At 72.8% G+C, this 25,210-nt stretch carries 25 protein-coding genes; 12 read left to right on the forward strand and 13 right to left on the reverse strand.

The window, feature by feature from the left end:
- Nucleotides 1–84: 84 nt before the first annotated feature.
- Nucleotides 85–351 carry a hypothetical protein gene (locus VM780_RS15505; protein ID WP_325448946.1) on the forward strand — a complete coding sequence of 89 codons (267 nt, stop codon included), beginning with the start codon at nucleotides 85–87 and terminating at the stop codon, nucleotides 349–351.
- Nucleotides 352–366: 15 nt separating this feature from the next.
- Here the strand turns inward: VM780_RS15505 and hisS are convergent, their stop codons facing one another.
- The 4 genes from hisS to VM780_RS15525 all read right to left on the reverse strand — a co-directional run bounded on the left by hisS (nucleotide 367) and on the right by VM780_RS15525 (nucleotide 4,837).
- Entirely contained in the window at nucleotides 367–1,848 is a 1,482-nt protein-coding gene (hisS, locus tag VM780_RS15510) for a histidine--tRNA ligase (RefSeq protein WP_325448948.1), read from the reverse strand.
- 82 nt (nucleotides 1,849–1,930) lie between these two features.
- Nucleotides 1,931–3,058, reverse strand: coding sequence for a TIGR03364 family FAD-dependent oxidoreductase (locus VM780_RS15515; protein ID WP_325448950.1), 1,128 nt, complete (start codon nucleotides 3,056–3,058; stop codon nucleotides 1,931–1,933).
- Between the two features lie 84 nt (nucleotides 3,059–3,142).
- Nucleotides 3,143–4,537: a sigma-54 dependent transcriptional regulator gene (locus VM780_RS15520; RefSeq protein ID WP_325448952.1), complete on the reverse strand. Its 1,395-nt coding sequence runs from the start codon at nucleotides 4,535–4,537 to the stop codon at nucleotides 3,143–3,145.
- A gap of 96 nt (nucleotides 4,538–4,633) precedes the next feature.
- Nucleotides 4,634–4,837: a heavy-metal-associated domain-containing protein gene (locus VM780_RS15525; RefSeq protein WP_325448953.1), complete on the reverse strand. Its 204-nt coding sequence runs from the start codon at nucleotides 4,835–4,837 to the stop codon at nucleotides 4,634–4,636.
- A gap of 114 nt (nucleotides 4,838–4,951) precedes the next feature.
- Here VM780_RS15525 and VM780_RS15530 point away from each other — a divergent pair, with 114 nt between their 5' ends.
- From VM780_RS15530 to VM780_RS15540, 3 genes are all read left to right on the forward strand, one after another.
- Nucleotides 4,952–6,394, forward strand: a complete 1,443-nt coding sequence (locus tag VM780_RS15530) for an EAL domain-containing protein (protein WP_325448955.1) — start codon at nucleotides 4,952–4,954, stop codon at nucleotides 6,392–6,394.
- A gap of 71 nt (nucleotides 6,395–6,465) precedes the next feature.
- The gene (locus VM780_RS15535; RefSeq protein ID WP_325448957.1) at nucleotides 6,466–7,335 is read left to right on the forward strand and encodes a TIGR01459 family HAD-type hydrolase; all 870 of its coding nucleotides are present in this window, start codon (nucleotides 6,466–6,468) and stop codon (nucleotides 7,333–7,335) included.
- A gap of 103 nt (nucleotides 7,336–7,438) precedes the next feature.
- Nucleotides 7,439–7,987: a formaldehyde-activating enzyme gene (locus tag VM780_RS15540; RefSeq protein ID WP_325448959.1), complete on the forward strand. Its 549-nt coding sequence runs from the start codon at nucleotides 7,439–7,441 to the stop codon at nucleotides 7,985–7,987.
- A 36-nt stretch (nucleotides 7,988–8,023) separates the two neighbouring features.
- Here VM780_RS15540 and purD read toward each other — a convergent pair whose 3' ends face one another.
- The 3 genes from purD to VM780_RS15555 form a co-directional block, all read right to left on the reverse strand.
- Entirely contained in the window at nucleotides 8,024–9,295 is a 1,272-nt protein-coding gene (purD, locus tag VM780_RS15545; protein ID WP_325448961.1) for a phosphoribosylamine--glycine ligase, read from the reverse strand.
- 84 nt (nucleotides 9,296–9,379) lie between these two features.
- Complete coding sequence (locus VM780_RS15550) at nucleotides 9,380–9,757, reverse strand: cupredoxin family copper-binding protein (RefSeq protein WP_325448963.1); 378 nt, start codon at nucleotides 9,755–9,757, stop codon at nucleotides 9,380–9,382.
- A 71-nt stretch (nucleotides 9,758–9,828) separates the two neighbouring features.
- A complete protein-coding gene (locus VM780_RS15555) occupies nucleotides 9,829–9,954 on the reverse strand; it encodes a hypothetical protein (RefSeq protein WP_325448964.1) in 126 nt (41 codons plus the stop codon).
- 236 nt (nucleotides 9,955–10,190) lie between these two features.
- On the opposite strand from VM780_RS15555, the gene xseA reads away from it, so the two are divergent.
- From xseA to VM780_RS15570, 3 genes are read left to right on the forward strand one after another with little or no spacing between them, the layout of a single operon-like run.
- Entirely contained in the window at nucleotides 10,191–11,621 is a 1,431-nt protein-coding gene (gene xseA, locus VM780_RS15560; protein WP_325448966.1) for an exodeoxyribonuclease VII large subunit, read from the forward strand.
- Between the two features lie 6 nt (nucleotides 11,622–11,627).
- The gene (locus VM780_RS15565) at nucleotides 11,628–12,542 is read left to right on the forward strand and encodes an alpha/beta hydrolase (protein WP_325448968.1); all 915 of its coding nucleotides are present in this window, start codon (nucleotides 11,628–11,630) and stop codon (nucleotides 12,540–12,542) included.
- On the forward strand, nucleotides 12,539–13,372 hold the full coding sequence (locus tag VM780_RS15570) for a patatin-like phospholipase family protein (RefSeq protein WP_325448969.1): 834 nt from the start codon (nucleotides 12,539–12,541) through the stop codon (nucleotides 13,370–13,372). The genes VM780_RS15565 and VM780_RS15570 overlap by 4 nt, the downstream gene beginning before the upstream one ends.
- Nucleotides 13,373–14,050: 678 nt before the next feature.
- Here the strand turns inward: VM780_RS15570 and VM780_RS15575 are convergent.
- The 3 genes from VM780_RS15575 to VM780_RS15585 form a co-directional block, all read right to left on the reverse strand.
- Entirely contained in the window at nucleotides 14,051–14,446 is a 396-nt protein-coding gene (locus VM780_RS15575; RefSeq protein WP_325448971.1) for a DUF4112 domain-containing protein, read from the reverse strand.
- On the reverse strand, nucleotides 14,443–14,601 hold the full coding sequence (locus VM780_RS15580; RefSeq protein WP_325448973.1) for a YqaE/Pmp3 family membrane protein: 159 nt from the start codon (nucleotides 14,599–14,601) through the stop codon (nucleotides 14,443–14,445). The genes VM780_RS15575 and VM780_RS15580 overlap by 4 nt, the downstream gene beginning before the upstream one ends.
- 257 nt (nucleotides 14,602–14,858) lie before the next feature.
- Nucleotides 14,859–15,287 (reverse strand): nucleoside deaminase, encoded by a 429-nt coding sequence (locus tag VM780_RS15585; protein WP_325449148.1) that lies wholly within the window; start codon nucleotides 15,285–15,287, stop codon nucleotides 14,859–14,861.
- Between the two features lie 58 nt (nucleotides 15,288–15,345).
- Here VM780_RS15585 and VM780_RS15590 point away from each other — a divergent pair, with 58 nt between their 5' ends.
- Entirely contained in the window at nucleotides 15,346–17,355 is a 2,010-nt protein-coding gene (locus tag VM780_RS15590; protein ID WP_325448975.1) for a pseudouridine synthase, read from the forward strand.
- Nucleotides 17,336–17,893 carry a 16S rRNA (guanine(966)-N(2))-methyltransferase RsmD gene (gene rsmD / locus VM780_RS15595; RefSeq protein WP_325448977.1) on the forward strand — a complete coding sequence of 186 codons (558 nt, stop codon included), beginning with the start codon at nucleotides 17,336–17,338 and terminating at the stop codon, nucleotides 17,891–17,893. The genes VM780_RS15590 and rsmD overlap by 20 nt, the downstream gene beginning before the upstream one ends.
- Here rsmD and VM780_RS15600 read toward each other — a convergent pair.
- Together VM780_RS15600 and mutL are read right to left on the reverse strand one after the other, a co-directional pair.
- On the reverse strand, nucleotides 17,890–19,146 hold the full coding sequence (locus tag VM780_RS15600; RefSeq protein ID WP_325448979.1) for a sensor domain-containing diguanylate cyclase: 1,257 nt from the start codon (nucleotides 19,144–19,146) through the stop codon (nucleotides 17,890–17,892). The genes rsmD and VM780_RS15600 overlap by 4 nt on opposite strands.
- Entirely contained in the window at nucleotides 19,143–20,927 is a 1,785-nt protein-coding gene (gene mutL, locus VM780_RS15605) for a DNA mismatch repair endonuclease MutL (RefSeq protein ID WP_325448981.1), read from the reverse strand. The genes VM780_RS15600 and mutL overlap by 4 nt, the downstream gene beginning before the upstream one ends.
- Nucleotides 20,928–21,082: 155 nt before the next feature.
- Here mutL and VM780_RS15610 point away from each other — a divergent pair, with 155 nt between their 5' ends.
- Complete coding sequence (locus tag VM780_RS15610) at nucleotides 21,083–22,936, forward strand: monovalent cation:proton antiporter-2 (CPA2) family protein (protein ID WP_325448983.1); 1,854 nt, start codon at nucleotides 21,083–21,085, stop codon at nucleotides 22,934–22,936.
- A 90-nt stretch (nucleotides 22,937–23,026) separates the two neighbouring features.
- Nucleotides 23,027–23,887, forward strand: coding sequence for a DUF937 domain-containing protein (locus VM780_RS15615; protein ID WP_325448985.1), 861 nt, complete (start codon nucleotides 23,027–23,029; stop codon nucleotides 23,885–23,887).
- Here VM780_RS15615 and VM780_RS15620 read toward each other — a convergent pair.
- The gene (locus VM780_RS15620) at nucleotides 23,884–24,171 is read right to left on the reverse strand and encodes a DUF1127 domain-containing protein (protein WP_325448987.1); all 288 of its coding nucleotides are present in this window, start codon (nucleotides 24,169–24,171) and stop codon (nucleotides 23,884–23,886) included. The two genes, VM780_RS15615 and VM780_RS15620, sit on opposite strands and share 4 nt — an antisense overlap.
- Nucleotides 24,172–24,281: 110 nt before the next feature.
- Here VM780_RS15620 and VM780_RS15625 point away from each other — a divergent pair, with 110 nt between their 5' ends.
- Complete coding sequence (locus VM780_RS15625) at nucleotides 24,282–25,169, forward strand: LysR substrate-binding domain-containing protein (protein WP_325448989.1); 888 nt, start codon at nucleotides 24,282–24,284, stop codon at nucleotides 25,167–25,169.
- The last annotated feature ends 41 nt before the right edge of the window (nucleotides 25,170–25,210 follow it).

Consider the following 25,210-nt stretch of genomic DNA (forward strand, 5'->3'; position numbering starts at 1 on the left):
TTCCGCTCCGGCGCGCTTGGCCCGCCGGCCGGCGCGGCGTTTCGCCCTGTCTTACGCGGCCTCCGGAGGCGTACACATGGCCGCATGGCTCTTCTGTTCCGATCCCGCCGGGACGATCCCGGGCGCGCGGACGCCTCGCGCCGGGTCGCCGCTCTGGTGCGCGACGCGCTGTCGCTGACGGAGGACGACGCCGTGACGGTGAGCGAGATCGACTGCGGCGATCCGGCCTGCGGCGGCGCGGAGACCGTCGTGCTGATCATGCGCCCCGGCCGCAAGACCGAGGCCGTGAAGTTCATGATGCCGATGGCGAACGTCACCGAGCAGGACGTCCGGGACAAGTTCGCCTGCTAGCGCGCCGCGGCCGGTCTAGACGTGCCGGGAGAGGATCGCCCGGACCTCCTCGACTAGCCGCTCCTCCGGCACGGTCACCTGCGCCGGCCGGCTCTCGGTCCATTCCGCGCGGTCCGAGATCGCGGCGGCCGCCTTGGCGCCCTCGATCAGGTCCTTGAGCGTCACCTCGCCCTTCTCGCGCTCGTCCGAGCCCTGGATCACCACGCAGGGGCTCTTGCGGCGGTCGGCGTATTTCATCTGCGCCTTCATGCCGGAGGCGCCGAGATAGACTTCCGCGGCGATGCCGGCGGCGCGCAGCGTCGCGGCCTGCGCCATCGAGCGGCCGATATGCTCGCGGTCGAGCGCCAGCACCACCACGGGCCCGAGATCGGCCGGCGCCTCGGCGCCCTTCAGGGCGCGAAGCGCGGCCTGCAGCCGCGAGACGCCGATCGAGAAGCCGGTCGCCGGCACGTCGTCGGCCATGAAACGCCCGACGAGGCCGTCATACCGGCCGCCGCCGCCGACCGAGCCGAACTGGATCGGCCGGCCGTCCTCGTCCTCGATCTTGAAGGTGAGCTCGGCTTCGAAGACCGGGCCGGTGTAGTATTCCAGGCCGCGAACAACCGCCGGGTCCAGCTCCACCCTGTCGCCATAGCCGGCCTGATCGATCAGCGTCGCCACCGCGGAGAGCTCCCGCGCCCCCTCCTGGCCGGCGCCCGGCTCCGGGAACTCGTCGAACAGCCGGCGAGCGGTCTGCAGGTTGTCGCCGGCCTTCGCCTTCAGGAGGTCGAGCACGCGAGCCGCCGCGGCTGCATCGAGCCCCGCGCCCTTCGTGAAGTCGCCGCTCTCGTCCTTGCGGCCTTCGCCGAGCAGGGCGCGGACGCCTTCCGGCCCCAGCCGGTCGAGCTTGTCGATGGCGCGCAGCACGGTCAGCCGGCGGCCGGCGTTCTCCGGGCCGCCGAGGCCGATCGCCTCCATCACGCCGTCGAGGATCTTGCGGTTGTTGACCTTGACCACATAGTCGCCGCGCCGGATGCCGACCGCCTCGAGCGCGTCCGCCATCATCATGCACATCTCGGCGTCGGCCGAGACGGAGGGCGCGCCGACGATGTCGGCGTCGAACTGAAGGAACTGGCGGAAGCGCCCTGGTCCCGGCTTCTCGTTGCGGAAGACGGGGCCGAACCGGTAGCTGCGATAGGGTTTCGGCAGGCGCTGAAAATTCTCGGCGACGAAGCGGGCGAGCGGCGCGGTCAGGTCGTAGCGCAGCGAGAGCCACTGCTCGTCGTCGTCCTTGAGCGAGAACACGCCGGCGTTCGGCCGATCCTGGTCGGGCAGGAACTTGCCGAGCGCGTCGGTGTACTCGAAGAACGGCGTCTCGATCGCCTCGAACCCCCAAAGCTCGTAGGTCCGGCGGATGGCTTCCGTCATCTCGCGGGTGGCCGCGAGTTCGGCCGCGCCGCGGTCGGCGAAGCCGCGCGGCAGGCGGGCGGGCGTGAGGTCGGCGCGGCGGGCGTTCATCGCGATCAGGTCTCGGGCTTTGAGGCGCGGCCTGCTCCTAGAGCTTTTCGCCCCGCCGCGAAACCCCGGGGCTTGGCTACGCTCAGGCCTGGCCGAACAGATCCGCCACCGTCTCCTCGCCGATCGCGAAGGCCGCGCTGGCGCCGAAGCCTGAGGCGGCGATCACCACCCGGACATGCGCCTCCGGCGCTTCGACGACCACGGGACGGTCGGCCGAATAGGCGTAGGTGCCGGCCCAGCGGGAGATGATCTGCTTCGGGCGCTTGCCGAACACGGCCGCGAGTTCGTCCAGGATCAGGTCGTCGACCGTCTGGAGCAGGAACGGGTCGGGGGTCGCGTCCAGGGTCCGGCTGGCGCCGACCACAAGCGAACCGTCAGCCGACTGCGCGGCCAGCATGACGACGCCATGCTGCAGGTGCTCCGGCTGCTCGGCCTCGAGCCGGGCCCGCAGCGCGTCGGCGCCTGGGACGTCCTGGAGCGCCTGCATCCGGGCCGCCGACAGATCCGTGGAGACGGCGCCCGGGAGTTCGAAGCTCTCCTCGTAACGAACCCGCATCATCTGCGACTTGGCGCGGGTCAGGCCCAGGCCCGACAGCCTTTCCCCGTAGAGCGAGCGCAGGTCGTCGCCGGGGCAGACCACAATGCATTTCGCCCGGATCCGCCCACGCGACGTCGCCAGCCCGCCATCCTCGACCGCGGTCACCGCAGTCTCCCAGCGGAAGGCCACGCCATGCGCGTCTTCGAGCCAGGCTGCGATCTTCGGCAAGGCGGATTTCGCCTCGATCCTGATCTCGTCGGGGCTCCAGAACACGCCGGCGATTTCGCCGCGGAACTGCGGGAACAGCGCGTGGGCGTCCTCGGGCTCGTAGAACACGCAGCCCGGCGCCGGCTCGGTCGCCGCATAGGCGGCCAGCATGCCGCCGGCCTCCGGTCGCCTCGCGACGATCGCGAGGCCCTCATGGTCGATGCGCACCCCGGCCTGGGCGCAGACCTCGCCCCAGACGTCGCGCGAACGCTTGGCGCGGCGGGCAGCGGCGCCGGGCGCATGGCCCGCCACGCTCACAAGGCCCGACATGCGCGCCGAGGCGCCGTTTGCGCGCGCGTCGCGGTCAAGCACCACCACGCGTCGTCCGCTGCGCGCGGCGGCCAGCGCGTGGGCCAGGCCCAGAATCCCGCCGCCGATCACCGCCAGGTCGAAGTCTTCAGTCAAAATATCCGCCTCGATCGTCAGGCGGCGGACGCTGGCCTGAAGATCAGCTCCGCGTCAACATCGGCCGACGCCGCGCTCCGACCGTCAGCCCGCGAGTTCGGCCCAGCGCTCCCGTTTCCGGTAGATCGTCGAGGGGCTGATCTCGAGGGCCGCGGCGGCGCGCGCCGTGTTGCCGTCGAACGCCGCGACCGCGCGTTCGATGATGCGCCGTTCCTGCAGCCAGAACGGTTCGATGATCTCGGACCCGGAGCTTTCCGGAACAGCCGCCCGCGTCAGCCGGAGCTCCGGCGGAAGCATCTCGGGCGTGATTTCGTCGCCCTCGCCGAGCACGACGGCGCGCCGGATGACGTTCTGCAATTCGCGCACATTGCCCGGCCATTCGTAGCGGCGGAAGAGGTCGGCCACCGCTGGCGAAAGACGCAGCGTCGAGCGTCCTTCCTCGCGGGCGAAGCCGTCGAGGAACGCGTTGGCGAGCGCGATCACGTCGTCGCCGCGCTCGCGCAGCGCCGGCAGCCGGATCGGCAGCACGTGCAGCCGGTAGAACAGATCCTGCCGGAACCGTCCGGCGGCGACCTCGGCGAAGGGGTCCCGATGGGTCGCGCAGACGATCCGGACGTCCGCCCGCCGCGGGCGCGGGTCGCCGACCCGCCGGAACTCGCCGGTCTGCAGCACGCGCAGCAGCTTTGACTGCAGCGAAAGCTCCATCTCGCCGATCTCGTCTAGGAACAGCGTGCCGCCGGCCGCCGCCTCGACCGCGCCGACGCGGTCGTCGGTCGCGCCCGTGAAGGCGCCGCGCACATGGCCGAAGATCTCGCTTTCCATCAGTTCGCGCGGAATGGCGCCGCAGTTCAGAGCGACCAGAGGCTTTTGAGCGCGCCCTGAGCGGGCGTGGATCGCCTCTGCGCAGAGCTCCTTGCCGGAGCCGCTTTCGCCGGTGATGAACACCGGCGCGCGGGACGGCGCGATCCGGGCGATTTCGCCGTAGAGCGCCTGCATCGGCGCGGAGCGGCCCACAAAGTTCGCGAAGTCCTGCGATTCAGCGGAGGCGGATTCCGCCTCGACAGGTTCGGCCGCGTGCAGCCGGCGCTCCTCGAAGCGCGGCGCGAGCCGGCGCGCCAGCGTCTCCGGCGAATAGGGCTTCAGCACGAAGTCCACCGCGCCCCGCCGCATCGCCTCCACGGCGAGCGCCACCGAACCGGCGCCGCTCGTCGCCACCACGGTCAGGCCGCAGGCGCCGAGCGCCTCCACGATCGTCAGCGCCGCGCGGTCCGGCACGTCCACGATGGCGATGTCGGCCTGGCGCGAGCGGGCGAAGTCCGCCGCCTCATCCGGCGCGAGGGCCGCCAGGATTTCGCCGCCTGCATTCGCCACGGCGGCGGTCGCGACCCGCAGCGCGGCCGCGTCGGCGTCGACCAGCAGGACGACCGGCCGGCGCGCATCGGCGCGCCGCGTGAAGTCCGAGGTCAGCGGATGCGGCATCAAGCGTCGGTCCTCGGATGACCCAGGCCGCGCAGGTCAGGCGGCCGCCGGGCGTCCAAGGTGTCCGAACAGGGTAAACGAATGGTGATCGGCGGCTCAGGACGCCGCTGGGCGCGCCTCGTAACCGGCCGCGGCGACGGCGGCGGCTGCTTCCTCGGGGCTGAGGCTGGTCTCGGCCTCGACCCGGCCGGACTCTCGCGAAACCCTGACGACCGCCGCGGGATCCTTGGCCGCGATCGCCTGTCGGACCGATTTCGCGCAGCCCTCGCAGACCATTCCGGACACTTCGAGCGTAACCATGTCGCCTCCTCTCTGGTTCAGCTCATGTGGCGCCCGTGCGCCCGGCATTCGAGGGCTTGGCCGCCGAATCGCGAATCTGCGATGATGCTGCGCTCCGTCCGGGACCTGAGTGACATGACGAAACCCGCCGCGTTCTTCGTCGCCGCCGCAATGGCGGTGACGGCGGCGTGCGTCGGCGTCATCGCCGCCTACGGGCTCGGGCTCGGAATCGGGTCCGCGGCGCTCGCGGCGCTGGCCGCGCTCGGCGCGATGGCCGTCGTCCATCTGGCGTTCATCCGGACCCCTGCGCCGCCGGACGGGCGGCTCGACGACCTCGACCGGGTCGCGACCGAGCTGCAGAGCAGGCTGGAGACGGTCGAGCTTCGCCTGGCGACGCTCGACGGCGCGGCCGGCGAGCGCGCTCGCGCCGTGGTCAAGCCGGTCGTCGAGGAGCTTGCGGCGCTCGGCGCGCTGGTCACCTCGGTGGCCAAGGAGGTCGCGGCCCAGGACGCCAAGATCGCGCATCTCGCAGCGACGCGCTCGCTTGAGCAGGCGAGCGCGTCGCTGCCGTCCGCGCCGCCAGCCTCCGCGCCGCCGAGCCCCGCGCCGGCGGCGCCGATCCATGCTCCGCACGCCCCGCGCCCGCAGCCCTTTACGCCGCCCGTGATCCCGCTGGAGCCGCGGCAGACGCGGGCGCCCGACCTCGAGCCATTCGATCCGGACGAGCCGGAGGTCCTGCGCCCCCCGGCGCCCCGCCCGGCCGCGCCGGACCTCGGCCTTCTGGCGCGCCTCGAACTTGCGCTGCGCGACGACCGCGTCGACGTCCATCTCCAGCCGATCGTGTCGCTCCCGAGCCGGCGCATCCTGCATTACGAGGCGCTCTCCCGGCTGATCGAGAACGAGGCCGTCACCGAAGCGGCGGGGTTCATGGACGTCGCCGCCGCCGCCGGCAGAACGGCGGAGATCGACCGCCGCGCGGTGGAGCGCGCGGCAGGCGTCGCTCTGCGGCTCGCCGCAAGCGGGCGCAGCGGGTCGGTCTTCGTCAACATCGCGCCGGGAACGCTCGCCGATGAGGCCGCGGTGGCCGCCATCAGGGCGACGCTCGAGCGGCAGTCGGAGTGCGCGCGGCTGATCGTGCTCGAACTGCGGCAGACGGAGTTCGCGCAGCTCGATCCGGTCGAGCGGGCCGCCCTCGAGGCGTTTCGCGAACGCGGCGTCCGGCTTTCGATGGATCGCGCCGCCGATCTGCGGCTCGAGCCGCGCGAGCTCGCCCAGGCGGGCGTCCGCTTCGTCAAGGTCGCGGCTGACCGGCTGCTCGACCCGGACGCCGTCCGCGGCGCGTCCATCCATCCCGCCGATTTGGCGGGCCTGCTCGCCCGCCACGGCATCGATCTGGTGGCCACCCATGTCGAGGAGGAGCGCACCGTTCCGGAGCTGCTCGACATGGACGTGAAGGCGGCGCAGGGGCTGCTGTTCGGCGCGGCTCGTCCGGTGCGGCCGCCGGCCGAGAAGGAAGGCGCGGCGGCCTCCGGCGCCGCGGCGCTCCGCCTCGTGCCGCGCAACGCGGCGGCCAGCTGAGCGGGCCGCCCGTCGCGCGGCAATCCGAGGCGGAGCTTGACGGCGGGGCGCCCGCCGCTTAGCGCAGGCCGATGTCAGATCCTGAATCCTCGCCGGTCTTCGGCCGTTTTGCGCCGTTCGCCACCGCTTACGACGTCGTGCTCTGCGACGTCTGGGGCGTGCTGCATGACGGCATCCACGCCCACGAGGCCGCCGCCGACGCGCTCGCCCGGTTCCGGGCCGCCGGCGGCGCGGTGGTGCTGGTGTCGAACGCCCCCAAGCCGTCGCAGTGGGTGGTGCAGAACCTCGACCAGAAGGGCGTGCCGCGCGACGCCTGGGACGCGGTCGTGACCTCCGGCGACGTCGCCCGCCGCATGCTGGCCGAGCGCGACGTCTGGCGCGTGCATCACATCGGCCCGCCGCGCGACCTGCCGCTGCTCGGCGATGAGCGCATCGAGCGCGTCGCTCCCGAGGACGCCGCGATGGCGGTGGTCACAGGCCTGTTCGACGACCAGACCGAGGTTCCGGAGGACTACGCCGAGCGGCTCGCCGAGTTGAAGGAGCGCGGCCTGCCGATGATCTGCGCCAACCCCGACCTCGTCGTCCAGGTCGGCGACCAGCAGCTCTGGTGCGCCGGCGCGATCGCCGATCTCTACGAGAAGATCGGCGGTGAGACCCTCTACGCGGGCAAGCCCTATGCGCCGGTCTATGACGCGGCGCTCGGCCTCGCCGAGGAGATACTGAACCGCAGCGTCGACCGCGCGCGGGTCATCGCGATCGGCGACGCGGTGCGGACCGATCTCGCAGGCGCGACCGCCGCCGGCCTCGATTGCGTGTTCATCGCCGACGGCATCCATGGCGACGAACTCGGCCGCGGCTCGCCCGATCCGGAGAAGCTCGCCGCGCTGTTCGCCGAGCACGGCTACAGCCCCGTCGCGGTGATGCCGCGGCTCGTCTGGTAGGCCGCTCAAAGTTTTTCTTATGTGGACGCCTCCCGAGGCGTCCCGAATAACGGACGCCCGGCTGCGGCCGGCGCGTCGAAGACTGACATCGAGGAGACCACGAATGAGCAACCGAATCGTCCTCAGGACTGGCGAGGCGCTCGTCGCTGGCGGCCCTCCCGGCACCGCGGCCGAGCCGGAAGTCGTGATCGGGGAACTGGACGGGCCGGTCGGCACGGCGCTCGCCACCCTCACGGGCGACCAGGTGAAGGGCCATACCCGCGTCTTCGCGCTGCTCAACACCGACGTCATGGTGCGCCCGGTGACGCTCTGCGTCTCCAAGGTGACCGTCGACAACCCGCGCTACACCAACATCCTGATGGGCACCGTGCAGTTCGCGATCGCCAACGGCGTGCTGGACGCGGTGCGCGCCGGGTACATCCCGAAGGAGAAGGCGAACGACCTCGGCATCATCTGCTCGGTCTGGCTCGCGCCGACGATCGTCGACATCGAGAACCTCGACCACAAGGTGCTCTTCGACATCCACCGCAAGGGCATGCTGGAGGCCATTCGCAAGGCGATGGCGTCCGAGCCCTCGATCGACTGGCTCCTGGAGAACCAGGAGAAGATCACCCACAAATACTACCAGATGGGCCTCGACGGTAAGGTCTGAGGCCAACCTCGCGCCGAGAGGAAGTCTGAGCGCCGCTCAGCCTTCCTCCGAGGCCGCCGCCGCGCGCCAGCCGATGTCGCGGCGGCAGAAGCCTTCGGGCCAGCCGATCAGGTCGACCGCCGAATAGGCGTTCATCTGCGCCTCGGAGGCGTCGGCTCCGATCGCCGTCACCGACAGCACGCGTCCGCCGTTCGCGACCAGCCTGCCGTTCTCGAGCGCGGTGCCGGCGTGGAATACAGTGACGTGCGGCCGTTTCTCCGCCGCCTCGATCCCGCGGATCTCCGAACCTTTCTGGTAGGCGCCCGGATAGCCCTTGGCGGCGAGCACCACCGCGAGGGCCGTCTCCGGCCGGAATGTGGCTTTTCGCCCCGCGAGCCTTCCCTCGACCGCCGCGACCATCAGCTCCAGCAGGTCGTCCTTCAGCCGGGGCAGCACGACCTGCGCCTCCGGGTCGCCGAAGCGGACATTGTATTCGACGAGCCGCGGACCGTCGGGGCCTACCATCAGGCCGGCGTAGAGGAAGCCGACGAACGGCGCGCCGTCGGCCTTCATGGCGGCGACCGTGGGCCGCACGATCTCCGCCATCGCCCGCTCGATCAGCGCATGGCTCAGCACCGGCGCCGGCGAATAGGCGCCCATGCCGCCCGTGTTCGGACCCTCGTCGCCGTCGAACGCCCGCTTGTGGTCCTGCGCGTCGCCGAACAGCAAAGCAGTCGTCCCGTCGCAGAGCGCGAACAGGCTCGCTTCCTCGCCATCCATGAACTCTTCGACGACGGCCTCGGCCCCGGCGCCGCCGGTGAACACATGGTCGACGGCCGAATGGGCTTCGTCCAGCGTGGTCGCGACCACGACGCCCTTGCCGGCGGCGAGCCCGTCGGCCTTGACCACCACCGGCGCGCCGAAGGCTTCGACCGCCGCGTGGCCTTCCTCCGCGGACCGGCAGCGGCGGAACGCTGCGGTCGGAATGCCGTGCTTTTCGCAAAGCTCCTTGGTGAAGGCCTTGGAGCCTTCGAGCCTGGCGGCGGCGGCGGTCGGGCCGAACGCCCTGATGCCGACCTCCGCGAGCGCGTCGACCACGCCGGCCACAAGCGGCGCCTCCGGGCCGACGACCACGAGATCGACCTTCTCGGCCTTCGCGAGCGCCACCACGCCCGCGACGTCCTCGGCCGCGACCGGCCTCAGCTCGGCGTGCTGCGCGATTCCGGGATTTCCGGGAGCGGCGATCAACCTGGTCAGGAGGGGGCTCTTGGCGAGGGACGCCGCGATCGCGTGCTCGCGTCCGCCGGAGCCGAGGAGAAGTACGATCATGATGAAAAACGTCGCCAGCTCTGATGGGACCCGGCGACGTTCTATCGGCCCTGAGCCTGACGTGAAAGCGCGGTCCTCGTCGGGCTACTCGACGATCACCTTACCCTTCATCACCGCCGAATGCGGCGTGCAGATGTAATTGTAGGTCCCGGGCTCCATGAACTTGACCGCGTAGGCGTCGCCGGCGTTCAGCATCGGCCCCATGGCGCCCTTTACGGTCTTGGCCGGCCCCTGCCGGAAATGAACGTTGTGCGCCATGCCTTCTTCCCTGTTCGTCCAGCGGACGGTCTGGCCGGACTTGATCGTCACCTCCGGGGTCAGAAACGACATCGAGTTGATCTCGACGTCGGCGATCTCGCCGGTCGCGGCCTTGGCGTCGGGCAGGATCTCGATCGGGTCGGCGGCCTGGGCCGCGCCGAGCGGGAGCGCGACGCAGAGCGCCGCGAGCAGCATGGAACGCATGAGATGTCCTCGGAGGTCCGGAGGGCGTGGAGGCGCGCCGCCGTCCCGGACCGAGCGGCGGCCGCAGCGGATCAGGCGCGTTTCGGAAGGGCCGGAAAGCCGACGAGCGAGGCGAGCCCGCGTCGTCCCAGCCGCCAGGCGGCGAACAGCGCCAGCGGCGCGGCCGGGATGGCGAAGAGCAGGTCGCTGTCGATCATCAGTCGCTCCCCAGCGCCGGCCCATGCGGCCTCTGTTGCGGCGAGGAGCATTAGAGTTCAGTCCTTCGGGCAGCAATCAAAGAACAGTTCCAGATTGGTAAGAACAGAATGATCATGTTCTTCCAATAACAGTTCCAGAGCCGCGCTACGCGACAGCCGCCGGCAGGACCCGGCGATGGCTGTCGCCTCGCGGACGCGAAGCGGCTAAGTTCCGGCCGAGCCGCCGCAGGACCCGCATGCCCGAACCCGCGCTGTCGAACGCCCCCGAGATCTCCGTCACCGAGCTCAGCCAGGCGCTGCGCAGGACCGTCGAGGACACCTTCGGCTATGTCCGGGTGCGCGGCGAGGTGTCTGGCTATCGGGGGCCGCATTCCTCGGGCCACGCCTATTTTTGCCTGAAGGACGAGGGCGCCCGCATAGACGCGGTGGTGTGGCGGACGAGCTTCGCCAAGCTCAAGTTCAAGCCCGAAGAGGGCATGGAGGTGATCGCCACCGGGCGGCTCACCACCTATCCGGGCAAGTCGACCTACCAGATCGTCATCGACGTGCTGGAGCCGGCCGGCGTCGGCGCGCTGCTCGCCCAGCTCGAGGAGCGCCGCAAGCGGCTCGCCGCCGAAGGCCTGTTCGACGAGGCGCGCAAGCGGCCGTTGCCCTATCTGCCGGAGGTCGTCGGGGTCGTCACCTCGCCGACCGGCGCGGTCATCCGCGACATCCTGCATCGTCTTGCCGACCGGTTCCCCCGCCGGGTGCTGGTCTGGCCGGTGCGGGTGCAGGGCGAAACGGCGGCGGCCGAGGTCGCGGCGGCGATCCGCGGCTTCAACGCGCTGCCCGCCGGCGGAAAGATCCCGCGGCCGGACGTGCTGATCGTGGCGCGCGGCGGCGGCAGCCTCGAGGATCTCTGGGGCTTCAACGAAGAGATCGTGGTCCGCGCGGCGGCCGAGAGCGCGATCCCGCTGATCTCGGCGGTCGGCCACGAGACCGACACCACCCTGATCGACTTCGCCTCCGACCGCCGCGCCCCGACCCCGACGGCTGCGGCCGAGATCGCGGTTCCGGTGCGCGCCGAGCTCATCGCCGGGACCGAGGAGCGCGGCGCAAGGCTGCGGGCGGCGCTCGCCCGCGGGCTCGACCTGCGCCGTCGCGAGTTGCGCGCCGCGGGCCGGGCGCTGCCGAGCCTCGAGACGTTGACCCAGGTGCCGCGCCAGCGGCTCGACCATGCGGCCGCACGGCTCGGGCCGGCGCTTGCCGCCAATGCCGGCCGCCATCGGGCCCGGCTCGCCGCCGCCGCCGCGCGGCTGTCGCCGGCCGCGCTGACCGGCCGGGTGTCGCTCTGCGGCGAACGGGTCGCGGCGCTGCACGCCCGCCTGCTCCGCGCCGAGCGGGCGCTCACCGAGCGCCGCCGCGACCGGCTCGAGGCGGTCTGGAAGCTCGCCCGCAGCCTGAGCCATGAGGGCGTGCTGGAGCGCGGCTACGCGCTCGCGCTCGGCCCCGACGGTCATCTGCTGCCGCGCGCCGCCTCGGTCGCCCCCGGCCAGGCGCTGACGCTCCGATTCTTCGACGGCGAGGTCGCCGCGACCGCCGAGGGCGCCGGTTTTGAGCGCGCGGCGCGAAGACCGGCCGCCAAGCCGCGCCCGCCCGGCGCCCCGCAGCCGGACCTGTTCGGGTGACCCGCCATGGCGTCTGAGCCTCTCCCCGATCTCTTCCCCGGCTTCGCGACACGGCGGGTGTCGGTCGGCGACGTCGAGATCTTCGCCCGGATCGGCGGCGAGGGGCCGCCGCTCCTGCTGCTGCACGGTTTTCCGCAGACCCATGTCTGCTGGCGCCATCTGGCGCCGGCGCTCAGCGAGCGCTTCACCGTGGTGCTCGCGGACTTGCGCGGCTACGGCGCCTCCTCCGCCCCAGCGCCTTTGCCGTTCGGCGCCAATTACGCCAAGCGCGAGATGGCCGAGGACATGGTCGCCCTGATGGCGGCGCTCGGCCATGAGCGCTTCGCGCTGGCGGGCCACGACCGCGGCGGCCGCGTCGGCTACCGGCTCGCGCTCGACCATCCGGGTAAGCTCACCCGGCTTGCGGTGCTGGACATCGTGCCGACGCACCGGATGTGGGCCGCGATGGACGCCCGGATGGCGCTCAAGGCCTATCACTGGAGTTTTCTGGCGCAGCCCGCGCCGCTGCCCGAAAAGCTGATCGGGGCCGATCCGGACTTCTTCCTCGACGCCACGCTGGCGAGCTGGACGTCCGCCCGCAGCCTCGCGCCGTTCGAGGGCGCGCTCGACCACTACCGCGCCGCCTTCCGCGACCCCGCCCGCATCGCCGCCGCCTGCGGCGACTACCGCGCCGGCGCGCATGTCGACGTCACCCATGACGCGGTCGACCACGCCGCCGGCCGCCGCGTCGAGGCGCCGCTGCTCGCGCTCTGGGGCGAGAGCGGCTTTCCGGGCGAGACCGAAAACCCGCTCGAGACCTGGCGGCGCTGGGGCGCGCATGTCGAGGGCAGGGCGCTCGCCTGCGGCCACTTTCTGCCCGAGGAAGCGCCTGAGGAGACGCTCCGGGCGCTGCTCGCCTTCTTTGCGGCGGACCGCGATTGAGCGAGGTCCGCATCGGGCTCGCGCTCGGCGGCGGCGGAGCGCGTGGGCTCGCCCATCTCCACGTGCTCGAAGCCTTCGACGATCTCGGCGTCCGCCCGGCGGCGATCGCCGGGACCTCGATCGGCGCGCTCTACGGCGCCTGCTACGCCGCCGGCATGAGCGGCGCGGAGCTGCGCGCCCACACGGTGGCGCGGCTCGCCAAACGCGCGGACGTGCTCAACCGGCTGCTCAAATGCCGCGTCGGCCGCATCGCCGATCTGTTCGGCGCCGGCTCGCGCAACCCGATGCTGCTCGACGCCGAGGCGCTGGTCGCGCAATTCGCCCCGGAGGCGCTGCCGCAGCGCTTCGAGGATCTCAAAATCCCGTTCGCGGCGGTCGCGACCGACTTCTTCGAGCGGCGGCAGCTCGTCATCAGGTCCGGTCCGCTCATTCCGGCGATCGCCGCCTCGGCGGCCATTCCGGGCGTTTTTAGGCCGGTCGCGCATGACGGCCGCACGCTGATCGACGGCGCCATGACCAATCCGCTGCCGTTCGACGTCCTCGCCGGCGCAGCCGACGCCACGCTCGCCTGCGACGTCACCGGCGGGCCGGTGATGCGGGGCCGCGCGGCGCCCAACGTTTTCGAGGCGATGCTGGGCGCGGTGCAGATCATGCAAGGGACTATCGTGGCGGCCCGCCTCGCCGAAAACCCGCCGGACGCGCTCATCGCGCCGGACGTTGACGGGATCACGCTGCTCGACTTCCTCAAGAGCGGCACGGCGCTGAAGGCGAGCGCCGCGACCCGGGCGGACGCCCGCCAGGCCGTCGAAGCGCTGCTCCGCGGGGGGTGAGCGGCCGTAGAAGCCGCCGACGGCGCCTCTCCTCTCCTGTCATGCCCGCCTTCGCGGGCATCCACGACTTACCTTCAGCTGCGCCGGCTTGGCCCCAAGTCGTGGATACCCGCGCGAAGGCGCGGGCATGACGGCGGAGGTTGGGGCGCACGACGGCGCGCGCGCGCAATCCGCCGGGTCGCACGGCTCGAAATCCTTCATCCGGTTCAAACAGCGACAGCGGAAGGCGCGGAGCGCCGGGCCACCGTGGTTTTACGCGTAATTTGGCCGGTCGCCCGGCGCTCCACGCGCGGCGGCTTGGCGACGACTGCGGAAGCCGCGCTCCGGCCGCGGGCGGCCCGTAGCCCCAGAGGGGGCCGGTCCCTTTGCGGATCTTGGGCCTCGCCGCCTCCGAGGAAGCGCCGTGGACCCAAGACCCATCCCGCGCCTTAAGGCGCTCGACGGCGCGGCCCCGTCCTAGTGCGGGGCGGGCGGCCTATGATCCTCGAAGGTCAGCCGAAGCTTCTCCGCCAAGGCCCGCAGCCGACGTCCCGGGACCGCGAGCTCCGGTGCTCGCAGGCGCAGGCGCCGCTCCTCCCCCGCATGGCCGGCCGGTCCGGACACGCCTTCCTGTCGGGGAAAGACCGTGGAAGGAGAGCATGAGGGAGGCGGCATGTCAAGGAATAAAAACCTAACGGCTCACCGCCCGCCAAAATGCTTGCGCAGCAGCTTCATGTTGCGGCGGTTTGCCTTGAAGGCGAAGTCGAACACGGTGCCGACGACCGGCACGCTGCCGACGACGGTGTCGAGCACGACGTTCCCGACCATGCGGGCGAGCAGATGGCGCGGGGCGCCGAGTTCGTGGGCGCGCTTGATCATGTAGGCCGAGACCAGGCCGGTCGCGACGTCGCCCGCGACGGGCACGAAGCTCGCGATGCCGTCGATGCCGAACCGCCAGCCGAGGCCGGGCACGCGCCAGCGCGAGTCGAGCAGGTCGGCGAGCCGGTCGAGATGGTCGAGCGTCTCGGCCTCGTGAGATTGCGGCATCCGGCCGGCGAAGCCCGGCGCGGGTCGCGCGGCGCGGGCGGCGGTCATTTGCGCAGGATCACCCAGATGGCGTGGATGATGCCCGGCACGTAGCCGAGGATCGTCAGCGGGATGTTCAGCCAGAACTGGAGGCCAAGCCCGACCTGCAGGAACACGCCGAGCGGCGGGATCAGAATGGCGATCAGGATGCGTACGACGTCCATGGTCTTCCCGCGTTTGCCCTCAATGGGAGCCAACGCCGCAACGGGCAAATCGTTCGCCGCCCGAGGGACTCCGTCATGCCCGGCGCAGCCGGGTATCCACGACTTGAGTTGTGGGCTCGGCGGCAAAGGAAGTCGTGGATGTCCGCGAAGGCGGGCATGACGAGAACTGAGCCCGACGCCCGAGAGCCCCCCGACCCTTCGCTCACGCGAAGGGCCTCCCTTCCCACCGCTTCGCGGCGAGGAGGGAGGAAGAGGCGTCAGCGTCTCGCGCGGAAGAAGTCGCGCAGCAGGGCGGCGGAATCCTGTTCGGCGAAGCCCGGATAGACTTCCGGCGCGTGGTGGCAGGTCGGCTGGTCGTAAAGCCGCACGCCCGAGACCACGGCGCCGCCCTTCGGGTCCTGCGCGCCGAAATAGAGCCGGCGGATGCGGGCGAAGGAGATCGCGGCGGCGCACATCGGGCAGGGCTCGAGCGTCACCCACAGGTCGCAGCCGACGAGCCGCTCCGAGCCCAGCGCCGCGCAGGCCTCGCGGATCGCGAGAATCTCGGCGTGGGCGGTCGGGTCGGCGCGTTCGCGTGGGCGGTTTCCGGCGGCGGCGATCACCGCGCCGTCGCGCGTGATGACGGCGCCGACCGGCGTCTCGCCGCGGGCGGCGGCCGCGCGGGCCTCTTCGAGCGCGCGATCCATCGGGGAGGGGCGGTTCGTCCTCGTCAACGCTGCGTCCGCATGCTATCGCCCGCTCGTCATGACAGAACCGACCGAAACGCCGGGCGAGCCCCAAGGGGACGCGCCGGAGGACCACGCCACGCGCCGCCCCGGCGAGCGCCTCGCGAAGGCGATCGCCCGCGCAGGCCTCGGCTCGCGCCGCGACGCCGAGATCTGGATCGGCGAGGGCCGCGTGACGGTCAACGGCGAGACCGTGACCACCGCGGCCTTCAACGTCACCCGTGAGGACCGAGTCGAGGTCGACGGCCGTCCGCTTCCCGAGCGGGAGCGGACGCGGTTGTGGCTCTACCACAAGCCGCGCGGCTATGTGACGACCAACCGCGACCCGGAAGGGCGCGAGACGGTGTTCTCGATCCTGCCCGCCGGCCTGCCGCGGGTGATGACGATCGGCCGGCTCGACATCAACACCGAGGGCCTGCTGCTGCTCACCAATGACGGCGGGCTGGCGCGCGTGCTGGAGCTGCCAGAGACCGGCTGGCTGCGCCGCTACCGGGTGCGCGCCTTCGGGCGGGTGACGCAGGAGCAGCTCGACGCGCTCAAGGACGGCGTGACGATCGACGGCTTCGCCTATGGCCCGGTCGAGGCCGAGGTGGAGCGCCAGCAGAGCGACAATGTCTGGCTCCGCATCGGGCTGCGCGAGGGCAAGAACCGCGAGGTCAAGCGGCTCGCCGAGCATCTCGGGCTGGCGGTCAACCGGCTGATCCGGATCTCGTTCGGGCCGTTCCAGCTCGGCGCGCTGCCGGAGGGCCAGGCCGAGGAGGTCCGCACCCGCACGCTCGCCGACCAGCTCGGCAAGCGGCTTGCCGAAGAGGCCGGCTGTGATTTCGAATCCGCCGTGGTGCGCGACGACGACGCCCCGCGGGTGACGGGCGGCCGCGGCGCCGGCCGCGCGGCGGCGGCCGATCCGGGCCGCGACCGCGCCCGGCTCGCCGATCCGTCGCAGCGCGTCGGACGGCGCGCGCCGATCGCCCGCCCGCGCGACATGGCGGCCCCGGCCGCCGCGCCTGCCGCCGAGGACAAGCCGTCGCGCGTCAAGCGCGCCGCCCCGGTCGCCGACCGCCGCGGCCGTAAGGTCACGGTCGAGCGGGTCGCGCGCGCGGCCGGCGACGAGGCCCCGAAGCGGGTGCGCCGCAAGGACGCCGGCGCGGCCGAGCGCTTCGGCGCGGCGGGCCGGCCGGAGCGTCCGGCGCGCCCCGTCGCCAAGCCGGCGCCGCGCGGCGACCGTCCGGAGCGGGCCGAGCGCGCGCCGCGCGGCGCCGCCGCAGCCGGCGAGCGCTTCGAACGCCGCGGGCCGCCTGGCGATAGGCCGTCCGGCGACAGGCCGCGCGGCCGCGAGGACCGTCCGTTCCGCGCCCCCGCGGGCGACAGGCCGCGCGGTCCGCGTCCCGCTGGCGACGGGCCGCGTCCCGAGCGCGGCGAGCGGCCCCAGCGCGCATTCGGCGACCGCCCGCCGCGCGGGGAGGGCGGCGAGCGTCCGGCCCGCAGCCCGCGGCCATTCAATGACAGGCCGCGCCCGGAGCGCGGCGAGCGGCCCCAGCGCGCGTTCGGCGACCGCCCGCAGCGCGGGCCGCGCCCCGAGCGTCCGGACCGGGCCCCGACCGATTCCGCCCCGTCGGCGTCGCGCGCGCCGGCGCCGCGCTGGCGTGACGACGCGTCCTCGGGCGCGGCCGAACGGCCCCGCCGACCGGCCGGCGATCGCCCGCAACGCAGCGACCGTCCCGAGGGCGGTCGTCCGCCGCGCGCCGAGGGCGGACGTCCTCCGCGCCGGGAAGGCGGCGAGCGTCCCGCCGGCGGCCGTCCGCCGCGCGGCGACAGGCCTTCGGGCGACAGGCCCGCGGGCGCGGGCCGTCCGGGGGGCAAACCCGGCGGCAGACCAACGGGCGCGGGCCGGCCGGGCGGAAAGCCGGGCGGCGGGTTCAAGCCGCGCGGCCCGGGCGGGCCGGGCAAGGGCGGCGGACGCCCGGGCGGCGGCGGCAAGCCCGGCGGCGGCGGCAAGGGACGGCCGGGCGGTGCGGATCGTCGGCGGTAGCTTCAAGGGCCGTGCGCTGAAAGGCCCCTCGGCGGACTCGCGCGCGATCCGGCCGACCAGCGACCGGCTGCGCGAGGCGGTCTTCAACGTGCTCGCCCACGCCTATGACGATCCGGTCGAGGGCGCGCGGGTGCTCGACCTGTTCGCCGGCACCGGCGCGCTCGGCCTCGAGGCGATGTCGCGCGGGGCGCGCTTCGCGCTGTTCGTGGACGACGGGACGGAAGCCCGCGCCTGCCTGCGCGCGAACGTCGAGGCGCTCGGCCTCGGCGGGACGACAAAAATCTTCCGGCGCGACGCGACCAGGCTCGGCCCGGCCGGCATGGCGCCCTTCGAAATCGTCTTCGCCGATCCGCCCTATGGCAAGGGACTTGGCGAGCGCGCGCTCGCCTCAGCCCGCGACGGCGGCTGGCTTGCGCCGGGCGCGCTGGTGGTCTGGGAGGAGAGCGCCGAGGCCGAAGCCGCGGCCCCGGCCGGCTTCGAGACCCTGGAGGTCCGGGCCTATGGGGACGCCAAGGTCGCGCTGCTTCGCGCCCGCTAGGCGGCCGCGCCGTCTTCGCCGGCCGTGACCACCCGGTCGCGCCCCGCGCTCTTCGCCGCGTAGAGCGCACGGTCGGCGCGCTCCACGATGCCTTCGGCGGCGACCTCGCCCTTGCGTCGGCCCGCGACCCCTATGCTGACCGTCACCGGGATCGCGACCGCGCCCACAGTAACCGGCGCCGCGATGATCGCCTGGCGCAGCCGGCGCGCGATGCACGCGGCGGGCTCGCCGTCCGTTCCGGGCAGGAGCGCCGCGAATTCCTCGCCGCCGACGCGGGCGATCAGGTCCTCCTTGCGCAACGCCGCTTTGCCGCGCGCCGCGACCGCCTTCAGCACCTCATCGCCGACACGGTGGCCGAAACGGTCGTTGACGGCCTTGAAGTGGTCGACGTCGAGCATCAGCACCGTGAGCGCGCGGTTCATCGGCCCGTCCTCGAGAAGCGACTGGGCGGTTTCGAAGAAGCAGCGCCGGTTCGGCAGGCCGGTGAGGCTGTCGGTCAGCGCGAGCTCGCGAAGCTCCGTCTCGAGCCGGCGACGGTCGCTGACGTCCCAGAGCACCAGCGAGAAACCCTCTCCGGCGCGGCGATAATAGAACTGGATGTCGCGCGTGACGCCGTCGCGGCACATCACCTCCCATTCCGCCATATGGGCCTGCGTCGGATCGGCCTCGGCCGCCGCGATGACCGCATCCCACTCCGCCCGCGCGGCCTCGCGCTTCTCCGAGTCCGGAAAGGCGAGCTCCCACCAGTCGGCGTGGTTGATGACGGCGCGTTCCGAATAGTCGAACAGCTCGTCGGACTTCCTGTTGTAGAACAGGGCGTTGAACCGCCGGTCGTAGAGCTCGATGCCGACCGGCAGCGACTGCAGCACCGTCCTGGCCTGCGACAGCGCCTCGACCGCCGTGGCGTCCGCGGTCTCCTCCCGAAGGCTCAGCACGAAGGCGTCGGTCCGGCCTGGGGCGCGCGCGACGTCGGCCGCGAGCAGCAGCGCGCCGCGCGGCGTCTTGCAGGAGATCGCCGTCCGGGCGCCGGCGCCGTTCATCGGCAGCCGCTCGGCGAAGGCCGCGAGCTCCGCCGCCGCGGTCCGGCCCACGAGCCGGGACAGGGGGAGGCGGATGTTCGGCGCGTGGGCGATTCCGAACAGCCGGCACGCCGCCGGATTGGGCGCGACGCGAAGCATCCGCCCGCCGACCGCGACCAGCACCGCGTGCTCGACGAAATCGAGCAGCCCGGGATCGGGGAAGGAGCCGCTCACCGCCGGCCGAACAGCTTCTCGAGATCCGCCGTCGTCAGCTTCACGAAGGTCGGGCGGCCATGGTTGCAGGTCGAGGCGGCGGGCTCCGCCTCGATCGCGCGCAGCAGCGCGTTCATCTCGTCGGGCTTCAGCCGGCGGCCCGCCCGCACAGAGCCGTGGCAGGCGACCGTCGCCAGGATGTGGTCGAGCCGGCGCGCCATGGGGGTGGCGTCTGCCTCGCCCTCCGCGAGCGCCTCGGCGACGTCGCGCACCAGCCTGATCCCGTCGCACGGGCCGAGCGGCGCCGGGGTGGCGCGCACCAGCAGCGCGCCCGGCCCGAAAGCCTCGACCGCAAGCCCGAGCCGCTCCAGCTCCGCCCGCGCGGCGAGCACCCGCTCGGCGTCGGCCGGGTCGAGCTCGACCACGTCGGGAACCAGCAGCTCCTGCCGCGGCACGCCCGCGCGTTCGCGCAGCCGCTTCAGCTCCTCATAGACCAGCCGCTCATGGGCCGCATGGGCGTCGACCAGCACGACGCCCTCGGCGGTCTCGGCGAGGATGTAGGTGTCGTGCAGATGCGCCTTGGCCGCGCCGAGCGGCCGGCGAACGGCGTCCGCCGCCTCCTCCACGAAGGCGGCCGGGTTCGCGGCGGGCGGCAGGTCCAGCGCCTCGACCGCGAACGCCGCCTGCGCGCCGGATGCGAAGCCGCGGACAGGCGCGGCCGGCCTTAGGGCCGCATAGGCCGGAGGCGGGGCGGCGCGGCGCGCGGCGAAGCGCGCGATCTCGGCGCCGCCGGCCGCGTAGGGTTTTGGCCCGCTGTCGGCGAGCGCGGCGCGCACGGTTGAGACGATCAGCGCCCGGATCAGGCCCGGATCGCGGAACCGCACCTCGGCCTTGGCGGGGTGGACGTTGACGTCGACCTCTCCGGGCCCGACGCGGATGTCGAGCGCGGCGACCGGCGAGCGGTCGCGCGGCATCACGTCCTGATAGGCGGCGCGCAGGGCGCCGACCAGCAGCCGGTCCTTTACCGGTCGGCCGTTGACCGAGAGGTGGATCGCGCCCGCCGTGGCGCGGTGCAGATGGCTGAGGCCGACATGGCCGGCGAGCCGCGCGCCGCCGCGCTCGCCCGCGACCGCGATCACGGCGCCGGAGACGTCCGCCCCCAGCACCTGCGCCAGCCGCTCCGCGCGGCCGGCCTCGTCCGCCACCGCCGGGAAGCGCAGCGTGCGGTCCTCCACCACCAGCGTCCAGTCAATGGACGGGGTGGCGAGCGCCAGCCGCCGCACGACCTCAGCGGCGGCCTGCGCCTCCGCCCGCTCCGACTTGAGGAACTTGGCCCGCGCGGGCGTCGCGAAGAACAGGTCTCGGACCTCGATGCGCGTGCCCCTCGGCAGCGCCGCCGGCTCCGGCGCGCCCTTGCGGCCGCCCTCCACCTGGAGCCGCCAGCCATGCGGCGCGCCGGCCGCGCGGGTCTCGATCGCGAGCCTGGCCACCGCGCCGATCGACGGCAGCGCCTCGCCCCGGAACCCCATTGTGGCGACGCCGACGAGGTCGGTCTCCGAGGAGATCTTGGAGGTCGCGAAGCGCTCGACGGCGAGCGCGAGATCGTCGGCGTCCATGCCGCAGCCGTCGTCGACGACCCGGATCAGCCGCGCGCCGCCTCCCTCCAGCACGATCTCGATCCGCCGCGCGCCGGCGTCGAGCGCGTTCTCGGCGAGCTCCTTCACGACCGAGGCAGGCCGCTCCACCACCTCGCCGGCGGCGATCCGGTTCGCGACCGTGTCGTCGAGCAGGCGAACGGGCATCGGTCGACGGCTCCGTGGAATCAGAGGGATCGGCCGCAGGCTACCACGCGCGGGCAGGCGCGGCCTCCTCCGTCGACACGCTGCAATGCGCGCGCGGCTCTTGCCCTGACGTCCGCCGGCAGGGCACATGGAAACTATCCCTTTCAGGAGCGCCCATGGAACACGCCTCGGCCGCCAGCCCCCTGATTGGAGCGCTCATCTTCCTCGGCGCCGCGGTGGTCGCCGGTCCGCTCGCGCGGCGCTTCGGGCTCGGCGTCGCAGTCGGCTATCTGATCGCCGGCGTGATCATCGGGCCGGCCGCGCTCGCGCTGATCCAGGATCCGGGCGCGGTGCTGCAGGTCGCCGAGATCGGCGTGGTGATGCTGCTGTTCCTGATCGGGCTCGAGCTGCGCATCGAGCGGCTGATCGCGCTGCGCCGGCTCATCATCGGCTTCGGCGGGCTGCAGATCCTGCTGACCGGGACCGCGCTCGCCGGCGTCGCCTGGGCGGCGGGCCTGAAGCCTCCGGCCGCGATCGCGGTCGGCATCGCGCTCGCCTTCTCGGGCACCGCGATGGCGCTGCGCATCCTGCAGGACCGCGGCCACCTCAACCGGCCCTATGGCGAGCGCACCTTCGCGGTGCTGCTCGCGCAGGACCTCGCGGTGGTGCCGGCGCTGGCGCTGGTGCCGATGCTGGGCGACGGTCCGTCAAACCACGCGACGGACTGGATGCAGGCGCTCGCCTCGGCGGCCGTCGGCGCCGGCGCGCTGGCCGCCATCGTGGTCGCCGGCCGCTACCTGCTCAATCCGCTGTTCCGGCTGCTCGCCGGCGTTGGCGCCCGCGAGGTGATGACCGCAGCCGCGCTGCTGGTCGTGCTCGGAGCCGCCGAGATTTCGCACGCCGCGGGCATGTCGATGGCGCTCGGCGCCTTCCTGGCCGGCGTGCTGCTCGCCGGCTCGTCCTACCGGCTCGAGCTCGAGGCCGACGTCGAGCCGTTCCGCGGCCTGCTGATCGCGCTGTTCTTCATGGGCATCGGCATGACGATCGACATGCGTGTCGTGGCGGCGCATTTCCTGCTGCTGCCTGTCGCGGTCATCGGCTATCTGGCGCTCAAGGTTGTGATCGCCGGCGCGCTGGCGCGGCTGTTCGGCTCGCCGCTGCCGTCGGCGCTGCGCATCGGCGGCCTGCTCGCGGGCGCCGGCGAATTCGCCTTCGTGCTGGCGCCGCTCTCGGCCAGCGAAGGCCTGATCAACGGCGAAACCGCGAGCCTGCTGTCGGCGCTGGCGGCCCTCAGCCTGATGGCCGCGCCGGCTCTGGTGACGCTGTGCGATCGGCTCGCGACGCGGCTCGAACCGCATGTCGACGGCCCGACCCCGGATTACACCGACGCCAAGGGGCAGGTGCTGGTGATCGGTTTCGGGCGCGTCGGCCAGATCGCCGCCCAGCTGCTGCTCGCCGAAGGGGTCGAGACCACGCTGATCGACGCCAACGCCGCGCGCGTCGAGCAGGCGGCGAAGTTCGGCTTCAAGGTCTATTACGGCGACGGTTCGCGGCTCGACGTGCTGCGCGCCGTCAAGGCCGACGAGGCGCGCGCGATCGTGGTCTGCATCGACGACCAGGAAACCACCCGCCGGGTGGTCGAGACGCTGCAGAAGCACTTCCCGCTCGCGCAGCTCGTGGTGAAGGCCTACGACCGCGGCCACGCCCTCGACCTCTACGGCGTGGGCGTCGAGAACGTGGTGCGCGAGACCTTCGAGAGCGCGCTGGTGCTGGGCAGGCTGGCGCTCGAGGCGGTGGGCGTCGATCCGGAGCGCGCCGCCGAGATCGAGGGCGACGTCCGGCTGCGCGACCTGCAGCGCCTGCAGATCCAGAAGGTCGAGGGCATCACCGCCGGCCGCCACCTCGCCTACACCAACCGCCCGACCCCGGAGCCGCTGTCGCAGCCGCGCCGCAAGGGCCAGAAGATCGACGGCGAGGCGGCGGCGGACGGCCCCGCAGCCGGCGCGCCCGCCGCCGCTCCCGCCGAATAGACCGGCGCGCGAATCTTGGCGCGCCCCGCCGGGGCGCCATAGTCTCGCCTCGGGCGAGCGCCGGAAGCGCGCCGCGGCGAGGGGAACGCCATGATCAACATGTTCGAGCTGTTGCGGCAGGCGCAGGGCGGCGCGGCGTTCGACAATCTCGCCCGCGCCTATGGCATGTCGCCGGAGCAGATCAGGGCCGCCGTCGCGGCGCTGACGCCGGCTTTCGCGCAAGGGTTCCAGCGCCAGCCGCAGAACGACCAGGCGGCGCGCCGCTTCGCCGAGCTGCTCCAGACCGAGACCTATGCGCGCGCCTTCGAGGCGCAGGCGGCGGCGTTCGACCAGGCGGCGACCAGTGCGGGCGAGGAGGCGCTGGGCGCGCTGTTCGGCTCCAAGGAGGTGTCCCGCGCGGTGGCGGCGCAGGCGGCGGCCGCCTCGGGCGTGCAGGCGGAGATCATCCGCAAGGTGCTGCCGGCGCTCGCCAGCATCCTGGTCGGCGGCTTCGCCAAGGCGGCGCAGGGCGCCGCCGGCGGCGGCGCCACGTCGGGCTTCCCGGGCGCGCTCGGCGCGTTCTGGGGCGAGGCGATGCGGGCGGCGTCCGGCGCGTCGCAGACGCCGGCGGGCGAGGCGCCGCACAACCCGTTCGAGGAGTGGATGCGCGGCTTCGGCCAGGCCGGCGCCAAGGCCGGGGCCGATCGGCCCCAGGAGGGCGGCGCGATGATGATGGGCGACATGATGGCCGAGATGCTCAACGGCATGTTCGGCGGGGCGCCCAGCCGGAAGCCGCCGGAAGACCAGAAAGAGCCGCCGGCCGGGACGGGGGACGAGCCCCGGCCGGCGGGGACCGCGACCGGCGCCTTCGACGAACTCGTCGAGACCGGCCGCGAACTGTCGGCGCAGAATGCGCGCGCCATGGAGCAGATCTTCGACGCCTTCTTCGGCCCGAAGGAGCCCAAAGCCTAGGCGCGCGACCGGCGGGCGCTCCGGCGCTCCTCGGCGAGCGCCGCGAGCCGATCGGTCGGATCCGCCCACAGCGACCATTCGGCCGCCGCCCTGAGGTCGGACCGCGTCAGCCCGACATCGGCCAGCATGCGGTCGTCCATCCGGCCGAGATCCGCCACCATCTTGCGGCGCACGAGCGAAACGCCGAGGTCGCGCAGCCATACGGCCGCGGCGCGGCCTGAACCCGTCAGCATGCGCAAAACGCCGTCGAAAGCGGGCGCGCTGGGCCGCAGTTCGATCGACATTGGAAGTCTCCTGCCTGGCTTGCGTTGAAGCTCTCTGGTAGATCTCGCCGATTGATCAGTAAAACGAATGATCGTAATGTAGCCCATCATTCTGAGTGATAGGCACTTGCATGGTCGCCCTGCTGGACGTCGATCAGCTCCGGACCTTCGTCGCGATCGTCGACACCGGTTCGTTCACCCGCGCCGCCGACGTGGTGTTCAAGACGCAGTCGGCGGTCTCGATGCAGATGAAGCGGCTCGAGGAGCGGGTCGGGCGGCCGCTGTTCGCCCGCGACGGCCGCGGAAACCGGCTGACCGAGGATGGCGAGCGGCTGCTCGACTACGCCCGCCGCATCATCCACATCTCGCGCGAGGCGATCTCGGCCTTCGCGGACGACGCGTTGACCGGACGGGTGCGGCTCGGCCTGCCGGACGATTACGCCGAGCGCTACCTGCCGGAGATCCTGGCGCGCTTCTCGGCCTCGAACCCCCTCGTCGAGGTGACGGTCGTGTGCGAGCCCTCGGTGCAGCTCGTCGAGATGATCGCCCGCGACGAGCTCGACCTCGCGATCATCACCCACGCCGCCCGCAAGCCGGTCGGCGAGGTCATCCGGCAGGAGCCGCTGCTCTGGGTGACGTCGCAGCGCTCGATGGCGCATGAGGAGCCGGTCATCCCGCTCGCGCTCAGCCACGTCGCCTGCGTGTGGCGCGAATCCGCGATCGCCAAGCTGCAGGAGATCGAGCGGCCGCACCGGGTGCTGTATTCGAGCCGGAATTTCGCGGCGGTCGGCGCTGCAGTGCTGGCGGGGCTCGCGGTCTCGGTCGTGCCGGAGTCAGCGCTGCGGCCGGGCATGCGCGTGCTGGGCGCCGCGGAGGGCTTCCCGGCGCTGCCGAGCTGCAAGATCGCGCTGCTGCGCAATCCGGGCGCCGTCACCGAGACCGCGCAGGCGCTCGCCGACCATATCGTGGCGAGCCTCGACAACATGTCGGCCGCCGCGCAGGCCGAAGCCGCCGAATAGCCGGCCGGGTTGACGGCGCGGGGCCGCGACGCGATCTCCGG

Origin of the sequence: Hansschlegelia sp. (assembly GCF_035538955.1) — a bacterium.
GTDB lineage: Bacteria > Pseudomonadota > Alphaproteobacteria > Rhizobiales > Methylopilaceae > Methylopila.

Bases quoted from the DNA above. Each gene is read 5' to 3' on its own strand.
- VM780_RS15505 (WP_325448946.1), top strand. From the start codon at position 85: ATGGCTCTTCTGTTCCGATCCCGCCGGGACGATCCCGGGCGCGCGGAC.
- hisS (WP_325448948.1), bottom strand. From the start codon at position 1,848: ATGAACGCCCGCCGCGCCGACCTCACGCCCGCCCGCCTGCCGCGCGGC.
- VM780_RS15520 (WP_325448952.1), bottom strand. From the start codon at position 4,537: ATGCCGCATCCGCTGACCTCGGACTTCACGCGGCGCGCCGATGCGCGC.
- VM780_RS15525 (WP_325448953.1), bottom strand. From the start codon at position 4,837: ATGGTTACGCTCGAAGTGTCCGGAATGGTCTGCGAGGGCTGCGCGAAA.
- VM780_RS15530 (WP_325448955.1), top strand. From the start codon at position 4,952: ATGACGAAACCCGCCGCGTTCTTCGTCGCCGCCGCAATGGCGGTGACG.
- VM780_RS15535 (WP_325448957.1), top strand. From the start codon at position 6,466: ATGTCAGATCCTGAATCCTCGCCGGTCTTCGGCCGTTTTGCGCCGTTC.
- VM780_RS15540 (WP_325448959.1), top strand. From the start codon at position 7,439: ATGAGCAACCGAATCGTCCTCAGGACTGGCGAGGCGCTCGTCGCTGGC.
- purD (WP_325448961.1), bottom strand. From the start codon at position 9,295: ATGATCGTACTTCTCCTCGGCTCCGGCGGACGCGAGCACGCGATCGCG.
- VM780_RS15550 (WP_325448963.1), bottom strand. From the start codon at position 9,757: ATGCGTTCCATGCTGCTCGCGGCGCTCTGCGTCGCGCTCCCGCTCGGC.
- VM780_RS15555 (WP_325448964.1), bottom strand. From the start codon at position 9,954: ATGATCGACAGCGACCTGCTCTTCGCCATCCCGGCCGCGCCGCTGGCG.
- xseA (WP_325448966.1), top strand. From the start codon at position 10,191: ATGCCCGAACCCGCGCTGTCGAACGCCCCCGAGATCTCCGTCACCGAG.
- VM780_RS15565 (WP_325448968.1), top strand. From the start codon at position 11,628: ATGGCGTCTGAGCCTCTCCCCGATCTCTTCCCCGGCTTCGCGACACGG.
- VM780_RS15575 (WP_325448971.1), bottom strand. From the start codon at position 14,446: ATGACCGCCGCCCGCGCCGCGCGACCCGCGCCGGGCTTCGCCGGCCGG.
- VM780_RS15580 (WP_325448973.1), bottom strand. From the start codon at position 14,601: ATGGACGTCGTACGCATCCTGATCGCCATTCTGATCCCGCCGCTCGGC.
- VM780_RS15585 (WP_325449148.1), bottom strand. From the start codon at position 15,287: ATGGATCGCGCGCTCGAAGAGGCCCGCGCGGCCGCCGCCCGCGGCGAG.
- VM780_RS15590 (WP_325448975.1), top strand. From the start codon at position 15,346: ATGACAGAACCGACCGAAACGCCGGGCGAGCCCCAAGGGGACGCGCCG.
- mutL (WP_325448981.1), bottom strand. From the start codon at position 20,927: ATGCCCGTTCGCCTGCTCGACGACACGGTCGCGAACCGGATCGCCGCC.
- VM780_RS15610 (WP_325448983.1), top strand. From the start codon at position 21,083: ATGGAACACGCCTCGGCCGCCAGCCCCCTGATTGGAGCGCTCATCTTC.
- VM780_RS15615 (WP_325448985.1), top strand. From the start codon at position 23,027: ATGATCAACATGTTCGAGCTGTTGCGGCAGGCGCAGGGCGGCGCGGCG.
- VM780_RS15620 (WP_325448987.1), bottom strand. From the start codon at position 24,171: ATGTCGATCGAACTGCGGCCCAGCGCGCCCGCTTTCGACGGCGTTTTG.
- VM780_RS15625 (WP_325448989.1), top strand. From the start codon at position 24,282: ATGGTCGCCCTGCTGGACGTCGATCAGCTCCGGACCTTCGTCGCGATC.